Here is a 12,728-nt window from a genome sequence, read left to right on the forward strand (position 1 = left end):
GGCGCAATCTTAGTGCGCCGATGTCCGTCGCGGGTGAAGCCGGATGCCGATCAGATGCCCCGCACCAGGCGGAAGCCGATACGTGCGTTGGTGGTGTCCGAGTCCTGCGATTGCCGCCAGGCGGCGCGGGTCTGCTCCGGCGCGTTGGCCCAGTTGCCGCCACGGATCACGCGTGCCCGGCAGCCCGGGTTGAACCAGGCCGCGCCATCGGAGGGTGCACGCCGGTAGCTGGCATGCCAGCAATCAGCCACCCACTCGCTGAGATTGCCGCCCATGTCGTGCAGGCCGAACGCATTGGCCCGGAAGCTGGCCACCGGTGCCGGTCCCCACCAGCCGTCGCCATAGCCGACGAAGGCGTTGTGCCAGTGTCGCCCGGACGGCGACACGTCCTTGCTGCCGGTGAAGTTGCCGCTGCCCGGCGGCGGTATGCCGGCATCGCCCCACGGATAGCGGCCGCTGCTGCCACCACGCAGCGCGTACTCGAACTCAGCCTCACTGGGCAGCCGATAGCTGCGACCGGTCTGCTCGGACAACCATGCCGCATAGTTCTCGGCATCGCGGATGCTGACGTGCATCACCGGCGAATTGGCCATCGCGCGGCCACCGTCGTAGTCCGAACGCCAGTCCACGCCGCTACGGCGGATGAAATTGCCGCTGCGCTCGTCATAGACCACCGAATGGCCGCGACGGGTCGCGCGTGGCCGCGCGTTGGTCGCCTTCACGTAGCGCTCGAAATCGCCCACTGTGACCTCGGTGATCGCCATCGCGAAGCCGCGATCGAAACGCACGTAATGCGAGGGCCGCTCGGAATCAGCGGAGCCCGGCTCCGCATCACCGGCGCCCATCTGGAAACCGCCATGCGGGACCACCACCATCTGCGGGCCGCGTCCCCCGTCGCGCATCGCATCGCTGAACACCTGGCCCGGACGGAAACTACCGTAGTGCGTGGCCAGGTCGATGCGCTCACGCAGCTGGGCCACCACCGTGTCACCCGGCAGGGCGATGCGCAGGGCTTCGCCCAGCTTCTCGCGCGCCGGCTTCAGGCCCTGCGGCGAGGTCAGGTCACGCAGGCCATCGTCACGCAGCTGCAGCAGCACGGCCGCGCGGATCTGCTCGATGCGCTCGAACGCATCGGCGATGGTCGGCGACGAGTCGCGGACCTTGCTGGCCTCGGCCAGCCAGGTGCCGGCGCTGGCGAAATCACGTGCGCGCGCAGCCTCTTCGGCGCGGCGGATCAGCCCGCTCTCGGCTGCCGCCAACCCCTGCCGCGCACGGCTGTTGTGTTCGTCCAGCGCCAGCGCCTCACGGAAATTCCCAATGGCACCGTCACCGTCCTCGCCAATCCGGTCGGCGCGCAGATCATCTTCGCCGGCACGGTTGTAGGCCACCACGCGCTGCGCGTTTTCGACCCGGCCCTGCAGCGCGCGCACCTTCTCGTCCTTGGGCGCCAGGGTCAGCAGCACCAGCGCCTGGCGGCTGGCTTCTGCCAATGCCTCGCGCTGCTTCAGCGGCCGCACCAGCAGCGCATCGGCCTGCTGCTGCAGGCGCTGTCGGGCGCGCTGCAGGCCCAGTCGCGCCTGGCGGTCATCCGGATCTTCTTCCTGAACGGCCAGCCACAGTGGGATGGCCGCGTCGGCATCCTCGTACAACCGGCCATCGGCGTACGCCTGCGCGGCGGCACGCCGCAACTGCGCCAGGCTGCGGCCCTGCCGGTCCACCCGTGGTGGCGTCCACTGCTGCACGTCCTCGGCGGCATCCTCGCCGGCGATGGTCACCCTGCCCCGGGCCTCCTGCGGGCTGTCATCGGCGCCCTTGTCCGCAGCCGCACGCACCTCACCGGCAGGCGTCCGGTCCGCCGCCGCGGGGGGCGACGGCGTGCAACCGGCCAAGGCCACGACCAGGGCGGTGCACAGCACGGACGACAGCGGAAAACGCAAGCGGGATCTCCTTCGGCACGGACGCGGACCGACGTTAGGCTATTCTCCCCTGCCTGAGCAAACCCGAGTAGTAGGCCCTGACCCGTGGCAATCTGGATCACCACCCCCGACGAGCTGGATGCGTACTTCCAGCAGCGCCCCTCCCGCATCGGCCTGGACACCGAATTCATCCGTGAACGCACCTTCTGGCCGCAGCTGGCCCTAGTACAGATGGCGGTCGGCCAGGACATCCTGCTGATCGACCCGCTGATTCCCGGCATGACCGAGGCGCTGGCGCCGTGGCTGGCCGATGAATCGATCGTCAAGGTAATGCACAGCGCCAGCGAAGACCTGGTCGCCTTCAAGTGGGCATGCGGCGTGCTGCCGCGTCCGCTGTTCGACACCCAGATTGGCGCGTCGCTGGCCGGCATCGGTGGCGGCATGGGCTACCAGAAGCTGGTCGCGGAAATCACCGGAGTGGCGCTGGCCAAGGGCGAGACCCGCTCGGACTGGATGCGCCGGCCGCTGTCGGAGTCTCAACTGCAGTACGCCGCAGACGATGTCGAGCACCTGTTCGCGATGCATGACGCCATCGACGCCAAACTGCAGGCTCTGGGGCGTCAGCAGTGGCTGCACGACGACGGCGAGCGCCTGCTGGCCAGCGTCGCCAACGACGACGACCGCTGGCCGCACCTGGCGATGCGCTCGGCGCAGTTCCTTGATGCCGCCGCCCAGCACCGCCTGCTGCGCCTGCTGCGCTGGCGTGATGTGCAGGCGCGCAGCAGCGACCGACCGCGCAGCTGGATCCTGGACAACGAACTGGCCGCCACCCTGGCGCGCACGCCACCGGCCAATGCCGCCGCGCTGGGTGCGTTGTTCGAACAGTTCCCGAAGGCACCGCGCAAGCTGGCGGATGCGGTGTGGCAGGCACTGGATACGCCGCTGGCCGATGAGGCCGAGGCACCGCTGGCGCTGCCGGCCAACGACAGCAACAAGCAGGCCCTGAAGAAGCTGCAGGACGCGGTCGCCGAGCGCAGCCGCGAACTGGGCCTGCCAGATGGCGTGCTGGCCTCGCGCAAGCACCTGGAAAGCTATCTGGAACGTCGTCAGTGGCCCGCCGCATTGGCCGGCTGGCGCCAGCAGGAGCTGGAACCGGTACTGGCACCGCTGCTGCCCACCCGGTAAGCCCGCCGTCTCGTCGCGCGCCAGCATCGCGCCGCATTGAGTGCTGCTTCGCCGGCAGGAAGGTACGGCGCTGATCACAATGCATGAGCCTACGTGCAGCGATCCTGTACGTACGGCAACGTGATCGCGACGAGCGGTTCATCAACATGACCGCAGGCACATTTGTCTGCATTGGGGACGTGCAAGAGTGAATCGCACGCCAACCCACACGCCTGATCAAGGCGGTGCCGGAGGCGCATCCCGCAGGGCCAACGCCGTCGGTGCCGGTCCTGCCCACGCTGCTGCGCAAAGGACTCCCATGCACACGATCATCTCCCAACGGACCGCAGCTTCTCCCCCCCGCGCCGTGCGCCACCTGCACCGCTGGCTGTGCCTCTCACTCCTGTGCTTTGTCGCCAGTGCCAGCGCGGCTGACGACTTGCAGACACGTATCGAACAGGCCATGCAGTGCACGGCAACGCCGGCACTGGCTGTACTGGTGATCCGCGACGGCAGGATCGCCGAGCAGGCCGTAAGCGGTCTGCGCCGCAACGATGGCAAGGTCGCCGCCGGCACCGCCGACAGCTGGATGATCGGTTCGACCGGCAAGCCGATCACCGTTGCGATGGTCGCGCGTCTTGTCGAGCAGGGCGTGTTGAAGTGGGACACACCGCTGTCGACATTGCTTCCGGATCTGGCTTCGACGATGCAGCCGGCCTACCGCAATGTCACGCTGGTGCAGTTGCTGTCGCACCGGGCAGGTCTACCGGAAAACCTCACCGACGGCGTCGCACTGGATGCCTTCTTCACCGACAAACGCCCCCTGCCCGTGCAGCGCGAGGCGTACATCAAGGCTGCGCTGGCAGAAGCGCCGCTGCACGCGCCCGGCACTGAATTTGCCTATAGCAACAGCGGCTTCCTGATTGCGGCAGTGATCGCCGAACGCGCCACTGGCAAAGACGTGGAAACACTGATCCAGCGCGAGGTATTCCAGCCCCTGCAGATGACCGGTGCCGGATTCGGAGCAACCCCCGCCGGGCAGCCGCTGGGCCATCGCGGCGGCAAGCCGGTCACCACCGCGCCGCAGAAGTCAGATGATGGCGTGCCACCGATCTACACCGCCGCCGGCAATCTGCACATGCGGCTGCAGGATCTGGCACTGTTCGCCATCGATCAGCTCGCCGGCAGCCACGGCAAGGGCACGCTGCTGACACCGGCCTCCTACGCGCTGATGCAGGCCGCGCAGCCCGGCAGCCCCTCAGGCCTGGACTGGGGCGTACAGCGCTCCATCGCCGGCCGACAGGGTCCGGTTCTGGTGCACGGCGGCTCCGATGGCAACTGGTTGGCGTGGGTGGTGCTGTTCCCCGGGCAGAACAGTGGCGTGATCGCCATCGCCAACGCTGCCGAAGACATGGGCGCGGACAAAGCCACCATGGGCGTTCTCGGCGGATTGTTCGCCGAACTGGCGCCTGTCGCTGTACCTGCTGCCAAGTAGTTCTGCCATGACGCGCTGAATCTGGCAGGCGTCACATCAAGCTTCAACGCATGCCCCGCAAAGACAAACGCCCTGCACAGGCAGGGCGTTTGTTGGTAACTGCAACTGCATTGGCCGGTACCGCATGCGGTACCGGTTGCAGCGCATTACCAGTTCATGTTCAGCGAGACGCCAACGGTGCGCGGCTCGTTGTAGACCGCGGCCATGTAGTTCTCGATCACACCCTTGAGGTTCTTCTCGTTGGTGATGTTGCGCGCGAACAGCGCCACTTCGTAGGCACCGTAGTTGCCCGAGTAGCCGATCTTCAGGCCACCCTCGAAGTCACCCTTGGAGTTGAACTCCTTGCTGTCGTACAGCACGAAGCTGGTGTAACCCTGCTTGTTCCAGTCGGTGGACACGAACATGGTGCCAGCGTCGCTGACCGGGAAGTCGTAGCGGGCGGCCAGGTTGACGTTGTACTTCGGCGCGTTCGGCAGCGGGTTGCCATCGATCTGGGCGAAGGTGTTGGCACCGACCTTGATGGTCGGGTCGCCGACGGTGCAGACCACCTGGCCGTTGAGGCCGCAGACCTGCGCGTACACACGCTTGTCCTTGATCTCGCTGTGCAGCAGGCTCAGGCCGGCGCTCAGGGTCAGGTTCGGGATCGGGCGCAGTTCCATGTCGGCTTCGAAGCCGTAGGCCTTGGCCTTGTCGGCGTTGAACAGCACGCCGTTGCCGTCCGAATCATTGCCGTTGAGCTGGATGTCGTTGACGGTGTAGGTGAACGCGGTGGCGTTCAGGCGCAGGCGGTTGTCCCACAGGCTGCTCTTCACGCCCGCTTCCCAGGACAGGATCGTCTCGGAATCGGCAGTGGTGAAGTCGGCATTGAACACCGCCGAACGGCCCTGGATGGTCGGGCCGCGGAAGCCGCGCGCAACCTTGGCGTAGACGCTCACGTTCGGGGTGAACTGATACATCGCGCTCAGGTCCCAGCTCGGCGTGGTATCGGACATCTTGACGTCGGTGCGGCCCTTGTAGGTGACCGCGCCGGCGGCGGTATCGGCGGTCTTCAGCAGACGGGTGTGCTTCTCATCCTTGGTCTGGCGCAGGCCGGCGGTGACGGTGAACTTGTCGGTGAAGGCGTAGCTCAGCTGGCCGAAACCGGCCCACGAGGTGTTCTTGTTGCGCAGGCGCACCCAGTTGTTCGGGTTGCGGGCCGCACCCTGCAGGAACCACGCGCGCTGGTAGAAGTCGGTGGTGTCGCTGCCGTTGAAGTAGAACGCACCGGCCTGCCACTGCAGGGCGCTGTCGTCATGGCTGGCCAGGCGGAATTCCTGGGTCCACTGGTCCAGATCGCGGATGCGGCCCATCGACTGGCCGTAGCCGTTCGGCACGCCGTTGACCGGGAAGTTCACCGCGGCACCGCCGTCGGTGTCGCCGCGGCTGTAGCCGGAGGTGGTTTCGTAGGCAGTGATCGAGGTGAAGTCGATCGCGCCGAAGTCATAGCGCGCCTTCACCGAACCACCGTAGGTCTTGTACGCCTGCGGGTTGTTGTCGGCTTCGTCGTAGGCGACCTTGTCGCGCGGCACGTCGGTCTTGTTCGAACCCTTGGTCAGCGCGCTGCGCAGGAACAGGGTCGAGGTGCCTTCGTAGTCGCGGGCGTGGGCCGAGGCCAGGATCGAGAACTGGTCGCTCGGGGTCAGCAGCAGCTGCGCACGCACGTTGCGGTCGTCGAAGCCGCCCATGGCGTTCTTCTTCGGGCTGACCGTGCCGTCCGCGCTCGGGCCCTTGTAGGTGTTGTCGACGTAGTCGTCGCGGTGCTGGTACAGGGCCGACACGCGGAACGAGGCGATGTCGTTGATCGGTCCGCCGAAGCCGCCGTCGATCGACACGCTGTTGTAGGTCGCATAGCTGGCGCTGACGCGGCCGCTGTATTCCTGGGTCGGCTTCAAGGTGTCGAACTTGACGATGCCGGCGGTGGTGTTGCGGCCGAACAGCGAGCCCTGCGGGCCGCGCAGCACTTCCACCTGGTCCACGTCATAGACCGGGTTGGACTTCAGCACCACGTGTTCCAGCACCACGTCGTCCTGGATGATCGACACCGGCTGCGAGGCACCCAGGTAGAAGTCGATATTGCCCAGGCCGCGGATGTAGAAGCGCGGGAAGATGCGGCCGGTGGTGGTTTCCGCATACAGGCTCGGCACGCGACCGGACAGCGCCAGCAGGGTGTCGTCGCCGCCGGCGGTGAAGTCGCGCATGCGCTCACCCTGCACAACGCCGACCGAAACCGGCACTTCCTGCAGGTTCTGCTCGCGGTGTTCGGCGGTTACGGTGATGGTGTCCAGGCCGGTCGGGGTCGGCGCGCTGTCCTGCGCGGCGGCGCCGAAGCTGGCAGCCAGGGCCAGGCCAGCACAGGCCAGCGCCAGCGGGTGGCGGCGGAAGGAAACGAAGGAAGACGACGTACCCGACAGGCGGCGGGAATCGGTATGGGAGGGCATGGAATGCTCTGAGGAGGCGTCCGTGCGGCCTGCGCGGGCCGGGCGGCAAATAGGAGGATGACTGCGCAAGTCATCATTATCTCCCAAATTGTTACGATTTCGTTGCGCGAAAGGGGACGGAGGGGAATAAGGCGTATTCGGCACAGTGCTGGGCCTCCACGCGCAGTATGCGGAGCGATCCGCCACGCATGCCAGAAACGACTTAATCCCCTCCGTCCCCTTTTACAGCGGGCTCAACGCCACATCGACCATCGCCAGCAACCGCTCACGGCTGATGCCGTCACGGGCCTGCACCGAAATGCCATGCAGCACCGTGGCGAAATGATCGCCCAGCGCCTGCACCGTTGCCCCCTCAGACAGTTCGCCGTCGGCCTGGGCCTGCTGCAGGCGCGCAATGATCGATGCCGTTCGCTGGCGGCGATGGCTGGCCAGCCAATCCCGCACGCCTTCGCCATCCGGCGACACGCTGCTGGCCGAAGACACCACCAGGCAACCATGCGGGCGCCCGCGCCGGGTGTAGGTCAGCACGGCATCACGCAGCATGCCGCCGATCGCATCGCGCAGTGACGCCTGCTCCAGCGCGCGCGGCGCAAAGCCACCCTCGCCATCCTCGTACAGCGCCACCGCTTCGCGGAACAGCTGCTCCTTGCTGCCGAACGCGGCGTAGATGCGCGCCGAAGCAATGCCAAGCTCTTCGACCAGAGCCGACATCGAGGTGCCCTCATAGCCGTGCTGCCAGAACAGCAACATCGCCTTGCGCAATGCCTGGTCCCTGTCGAATTCGCGCGGTCGCCCTGCCATCTGCCCTGCCTGCACTGGTGAGGCGCGCAGTGTAACGCGGGTGTTGACCACCGCGCGGGCCGCGCCTATTCTTTGTCGACCGACAAACAATTGGAGCAACACATGCAAACCCTCAAGGGCCCCAGCCTGCACCTGGCGCAGTTCGCTGGCGACCAGGCCCCGTTCAACTCACTCGCCGGCATTGCCGAGTGGGCCGCCGGCCATGGTTTCAAGGCGCTGCAGATTCCCGCTTGGGATGCACGCCTGTTCGACCTGGCCACCGCCGCCGACAGCCAGGACTATTGCGATGACATTCGCGGCACCCTGGCCGAGCACGGCCTGCAGGTCAGTGAGCTGACCACCCACATCCTCGGCCAGCTGGTCGCCGTGCATCCGGCCTACGACGAGCTCTGCGATGGCTTCGCACCCGAGGCACTGCGCGGCAATCCGAAGGCCCGCAGCGAATGGGCGCAGCAGCAGCTGCACCTGGCCGCCCGTGCGTCGCGCCGTCTCGGCCTGCAGGACATGGGCACCTTCTCCGGCTCGTTCGCATGGCCGTATCTGTTCCCGTTCCCGCAGCGCCCGCCGGGCCTGATCGACGCAGCGTTCGATGAACTGGCACGTCGCTGGCGGCCGATTCTCGATACCTGCGAGGACAACGGCATCAACCTCTGCTACGAGATCCACCCCAGCGAAGACCTGCACGACGGCACCAGTTTCGAGCGCTTCTACGAACGCGTAGGCCAGCATGATCGCTGCCGCATCCTGTTCGATCCCAGCCACTTCGTGCTGCAGCAGCTGGACTACCTGCAGTACCTGGACATCTACCACCCGCTGATCCGCATGTTCCATGTCAAGGACGCCGAATTCCGCCCCAACGGGCGCCAGGGCATCTACGGTGGCTACGCCGACTGGACCGAGCGTGCCGGCCGTTTCCGCTCGCTGGGCGATGGCCAGGTCGATTTCAAGTCGATCTTCTCCAAGCTGGCCCAGTACGACTACGCCGGCTGGGCAACGCTGGAATGGGAGTGCTGCCTGAAGGACCAGGAAGCCGGTGCGCGCGAAGGTGCCGCCTTCATCCGTGACCACATCATCCCGGTCACCGACAAGATCTTCGACGACTTCGCCGGTGCACCGATCAGCACCGCACAGATGCAGCACATGCTCGGCATCGCCTGAGCCCCAACGGAGCATTCCCCCATGACGTCTTCCCTTTCCGCTGGCGCTGCCGGCGACGCGTCCCTGCGCCACCATTACCTGCGCATCGATGGCCAGCGCGTGCATTGCGTGTCTGCCGGCCACGGTGAGCCGGTGCTGCTGATTCCAGGCTGGCCGCAGACCTGGTACGCCTGGCGCCACGTGCTGCACGCATTGGCCGAGGCCGGTTTCGAAGCGATCGCGGTCGATCCGCCGGGCATCGGCGAATCCGATCGTCCCGCCCATGGCTACGATACCGGCAGTGCCGCCGCTGTACTGCACCAGACCATGCAGGCCCTCGGCCACGAACGCTACCAGGTGGTCGGCCATGACATCGGCATGTGGATCGCCTACGCACTGGCCAGCGACCAGCCGCAGGCCGTGCGTCAGCTGGCAGTCACCGAGGCGGTGATTCCCGGCCTGGCGCCCGAGCCGGGCATCTTCGCCGCACCGGCTGACAACATCTTCCTCTGGCACTTCATGTTCAACCAGGTGGCCGACCTGCCCGAGGCACTCATCACCGGCCGCGAACGCGCCTACCTGGAATTCATGTTCGACCGCTGGTCGTACCGGCGCGATGCAGTGGCTGCCGATACCTACATTGCCGCTTACAGCCGTCCGGGCGCATTGCGCGCCGGCTTCGCCTGGTACCGCGCGATTCCGGAAACGATCCGCCAGAACAAGCTGCGCGCACAGCGCCGGCTGCCGATGCCGGTGCTGGCGATCGGCGCCGAGCATGCAACCGGCGATGCACCGATGCTGACCCTGCAACCGCATGCCGATGATGTGCGCGGCAGCATCGTGCCGGGCTGCGGCCACTTCATCATGGAAGAAGCACCGCAGGCGTTCCTGGCACAGCTGCTGCCCTTCCTGCAGGAGGCACGCCATGCAGCTTGAACCGGCACTGCAGCAGTTCGTCGACGCCGTCGCGGCCCATCCGCTGCCGGAGGACCTGCGTGAACTGCGGGCGATCAGCGAGAGCGCGCTGCCACAACTGCAGGGCGCACCGGAGCCGGTTGCGCATGTGATCGAACACACGGTGATCGCACGCGACGGGCATGCGCTGGACGTCCGCTTCTACACACCGGAAGGATTGCCCGACGAACCAGCGCCGGCACTGCTGTTCGCTCACGGTGGCGGCTGGTTCCAGTGCTCGCTGGCGGTCTATGACGGCCCCTGCCGTGCGCTGGCCAATGCCGGTGGCTGCGTGATCGTCGCCGTCGGCTACCGGCTGGCGCCGGAGCACCCGTTCCCGGTGCCGCTGCACGACATCGCCGACGCCTGGCAATGGCTGCAGGCCAATGCGGATCGCCTCGGTCTGGACCCACAGCGGCTGGCGATCGGGGGCGACAGTGCCGGTGGCAATCTCGCCGCCGCCTGCTGCCTGCTGTTGCGTGAGATCGGCCTGCCGCAGCCGCGCCACCAGCTGCTGCTGTACCCAGCACTGGATGCCGGCATGGGCTCCGGCTCTTACAGCGAGTACGCCAGTGGGTATTACCTCAGTGCCGAACTGATGCAGCGTTGCTGGCAGGCTTACCTGGGTGACATGGATACGCCGCCCGCACTGGCCTCGCCAGCCCTTGCAACGGACCTGCGTGGTCTGGCACCCGCCTCCGTGCTCAGCTGCGAGCACGACCCGCTACGTGATGAGGCCGAACAGTACGCCGCACGCCTGCAGTCTGCGAACGTGGCGTGCACGCTGGAGCGGTTGCCGGGAATGATCCATGCCTGCATCCATCTGCACGGGGTAACTGTCTCCACCGACGTGGCAGTACAGCGCGCGGGCGCTCACCTGCGTCAGGCACTGGCCTGAACAAGCAGGGGGTGGCGGGGCCAACCCCGCCACCCCGCGGGCCGCTTGGCAAGCCCCACAGGCGGCGCTACACTGAAACCCTGCCGTGGGGCCATAGCTCAGCTGGGAGAGCGCGTCGTTCGCAATGACGAGGTCAGGAGTTCGATCCTCCTTGGCTCCACCACTATTCAGTGCGGCAACGCACTCAGAAGGCCGGAACTCCTGAAATAACAGGGCTTCCGGCCTTTTTCGTTGCACGGTGCAGACCGGTCCAATGCGTTGCAGCTGGTGAAACGGTGGGGGCTATCTGGAGATATCTCCGGCAGGCAGCGGCTGGTGACGGATGAAATTCGCTTCGATGGGAAGGTGAAGCACCTGCCGCCAGGGGTCTACCCTGAAGTGCCGCCGCGACCGAGGCCCGCATGGGGTTCAAACATTCAGCGCGAACGCGTTCGTGCCCCTGACTGCCCGGCAGTGAGAACGGCAGCCAATTTCCGGCGAGCCAATGTCCCAGACTCCAGGAAATGCCACCACTTTGGTTCAGCGGCAAGTTAAAATATCGTCAGCCATAACGCCATGGAAGACGCATCCAAATGAAGCAGAACTCTCTGGGCGACTACAAGCTTGACGTGATCCAGGCTCTGCGTGGAATCGCCGCCTTGCTGGTCGTTTTTTACCACGGAGTGGGCTATCAGCCGCAGTCCAAGGAACCGGGCATCGAGCACGTCTTCTCAATGATCGGCGCTTCAGGCGTGGATCTTTTCTTCATGATCTCCGGGTTCATCATGGTCTATGCCACGCGCAGTGCGGCAGGCGGCTTCGATGACGCGGCGGGCTTTCTGATCAAGCGGGTGGCCAGGGTGTTCCCGGTCTACCTTGTTGCGACCGCACTGTATGTGCCGATGATGCTTGCAATGGGCAACCATGTCGGCCACATCGACATCATGACCCAACCCAGCCAGATCCTGCGGTCAGTGCTGATGATTCCAACCAATTTCGGCTCCAAGGCCCCCTACTTTGGTGGCTCCGTGCTACACGTTGGCTGGACGATCAATTATGAAGTCTACTTCTACGCTTTGTTTGCCCTCTCCATGTTGTTCGGGCGCCTGCGCTGGATCGCACTGACTGCAATTGCGGTAGCTCTGTTGCTGGCGTTTCCCATGCTGGTGTCGAGCCCGTCCCTGGATGCCTACGTCGACTACGGGTTCCATGGGGTACTCAACTTTGCCACCAACCCCATGCTCTGGGAGTTCTTCATTGGCGTTGTGATCGGCAGGATCTACCTCACCAGTTTCACCATCTCGAAGACAACGGCATTCCTGCTCGCTACGGTGGCCCTGTCGGTTCTGGTCTGGTTCCTTATCAACAACGTGTCTCCGAAGTTCGGACTCACCGGCTGGGGCATTCCATATGCGGTTCTGCTGTTCGTGCTGGCCATCGGAAGCAAAACCATGGAGATCCAATGGCCCCGATCTCTGGTCTGGACCGGCAACGTCTCGTTCTCCCTCTACCTGGTACACCCCTTTGTCATACACCCCGCATATCAATTGTTCTGGGGTGAATCGACGGCCAGCTTCATGAACAATGTGTGGTTCATGCTGATGCTGGCCAGCCTCTCGTTGGCACTGGCCGCCGTGTCGCATCGATATCTCGAAGCGGGTCTCAGCGAGTGGGTCAGGAAGCGGGCGCTGTCTGCCTACGCCGCATTCTACAAGCCAGCAGCAATCCTAAAGGCGTCCTGAGTACTTGGTAGAGTCCACGCGACTCTTCTCAGACTCCTCTGGGTTGCGTTGATCTCCAAACCATTGCAGCACAGAGACTTCACCCAACGCTGCAGTTTCGGTTGGCTCCACCACTATTCAGAAGAACCCGTAGATCTCCGTGATCTGCGGGTTTTTTCTTTTCAG

The 12,728-nt window shown here is 65.4% G+C and carries 9 protein-coding genes and 1 tRNA gene; 7 read left to right on the forward strand and 3 right to left on the reverse strand.

Features of this window, described 5'->3' with window-relative positions:
* Nucleotides 1-50: 50 nt before the first annotated feature.
* Nucleotides 51-1,937, reverse strand: coding sequence for a formylglycine-generating enzyme family protein (locus ABR323_RS15430; protein WP_439449944.1), 1,887 nt, complete (start codon nucleotides 1,935-1,937; stop codon nucleotides 51-53).
* An 84-nt stretch (nucleotides 1,938-2,021) separates the two neighbouring features.
* Between ABR323_RS15430 and rnd the strand changes: the two genes are divergently transcribed.
* Together rnd and ABR323_RS15440 are read left to right on the forward strand one after the other, a co-directional pair.
* Nucleotides 2,022-3,101, forward strand: a complete 1,080-nt coding sequence (gene rnd / locus ABR323_RS15435) for a ribonuclease D (RefSeq protein ID WP_439449945.1) — start codon at nucleotides 2,022-2,024, stop codon at nucleotides 3,099-3,101.
* Between the two features lie 418 nt (nucleotides 3,102-3,519).
* The gene (locus ABR323_RS15440; RefSeq protein WP_439449946.1) at nucleotides 3,520-4,575 is read left to right on the forward strand and encodes a serine hydrolase domain-containing protein; all 1,056 of its coding nucleotides are present in this window, start codon (nucleotides 3,520-3,522) and stop codon (nucleotides 4,573-4,575) included.
* Nucleotides 4,576-4,721: 146 nt separating this feature from the next.
* Here ABR323_RS15440 and ABR323_RS15445 read toward each other — a convergent pair whose 3' ends face one another.
* Nucleotides 4,722-7,052, reverse strand: a complete 2,331-nt coding sequence (locus ABR323_RS15445) for a TonB-dependent receptor (RefSeq protein ID WP_135274542.1) — start codon at nucleotides 7,050-7,052, stop codon at nucleotides 4,722-4,724.
* Nucleotides 7,053-7,274: 222 nt separating this feature from the next.
* Nucleotides 7,275-7,853: a TetR/AcrR family transcriptional regulator gene (locus tag ABR323_RS15450; RefSeq protein ID WP_439449947.1), complete on the reverse strand. Its 579-nt coding sequence runs from the start codon at nucleotides 7,851-7,853 to the stop codon at nucleotides 7,275-7,277.
* 102 nt (nucleotides 7,854-7,955) lie between these two features.
* On the opposite strand from ABR323_RS15450, the gene ABR323_RS15455 reads away from it, so the two are divergent.
* From ABR323_RS15455 to ABR323_RS15475, 5 genes are all read left to right on the forward strand, one after another.
* Nucleotides 7,956-9,011 carry a sugar phosphate isomerase/epimerase family protein gene (locus ABR323_RS15455; RefSeq protein WP_439449948.1) on the forward strand — a complete coding sequence of 352 codons (1,056 nt, stop codon included), beginning with the start codon at nucleotides 7,956-7,958 and terminating at the stop codon, nucleotides 9,009-9,011.
* Between the two features lie 21 nt (nucleotides 9,012-9,032).
* Complete coding sequence (locus ABR323_RS15460; RefSeq protein WP_135274545.1) at nucleotides 9,033-9,926, forward strand: alpha/beta fold hydrolase; 894 nt, start codon at nucleotides 9,033-9,035, stop codon at nucleotides 9,924-9,926.
* A complete protein-coding gene (locus ABR323_RS15465) occupies nucleotides 9,916-10,842 on the forward strand; it encodes an alpha/beta hydrolase (RefSeq protein ID WP_439449949.1) in 927 nt (308 codons plus the stop codon). The genes ABR323_RS15460 and ABR323_RS15465 overlap by 11 nt, the downstream gene beginning before the upstream one ends.
* A gap of 87 nt (nucleotides 10,843-10,929) precedes the next feature.
* Nucleotides 10,930-11,005, forward strand: a tRNA-Ala gene (locus ABR323_RS15470).
* Between the two features lie 409 nt (nucleotides 11,006-11,414).
* Entirely contained in the window at nucleotides 11,415-12,563 is a 1,149-nt protein-coding gene (locus tag ABR323_RS15475; RefSeq protein WP_439449950.1) for an acyltransferase family protein, read from the forward strand.
* The last annotated feature ends 165 nt before the right edge of the window (nucleotides 12,564-12,728 follow it).

It is taken from the genome of Stenotrophomonas sp. ATs4 (assembly GCF_051861585.1).
Taxonomy (GTDB): Bacteria; Pseudomonadota; Gammaproteobacteria; order Xanthomonadales; family Xanthomonadaceae; genus Stenotrophomonas; species Stenotrophomonas maltophilia_AS.

Bases quoted from the DNA above. Each gene is read 5' to 3' on its own strand.
- ABR323_RS15450 (WP_439449947.1), bottom strand. From the start codon at position 7,853: ATGGCAGGGCGACCGCGCGAATTCGACAGGGACCAGGCATTGCGCAAG.
- ABR323_RS15475 (WP_439449950.1), top strand. From the start codon at position 11,415: ATGAAGCAGAACTCTCTGGGCGACTACAAGCTTGACGTGATCCAGGCT.
- ABR323_RS15445 (WP_135274542.1), bottom strand. From the start codon at position 7,052: ATGCCCTCCCATACCGATTCCCGCCGCCTGTCGGGTACGTCGTCTTCC.
- ABR323_RS15455 (WP_439449948.1), top strand. From the start codon at position 7,956: ATGCAAACCCTCAAGGGCCCCAGCCTGCACCTGGCGCAGTTCGCTGGC.
- ABR323_RS15465 (WP_439449949.1), top strand. From the start codon at position 9,916: ATGCAGCTTGAACCGGCACTGCAGCAGTTCGTCGACGCCGTCGCGGCC.
- ABR323_RS15460 (WP_135274545.1), top strand. From the start codon at position 9,033: ATGACGTCTTCCCTTTCCGCTGGCGCTGCCGGCGACGCGTCCCTGCGC.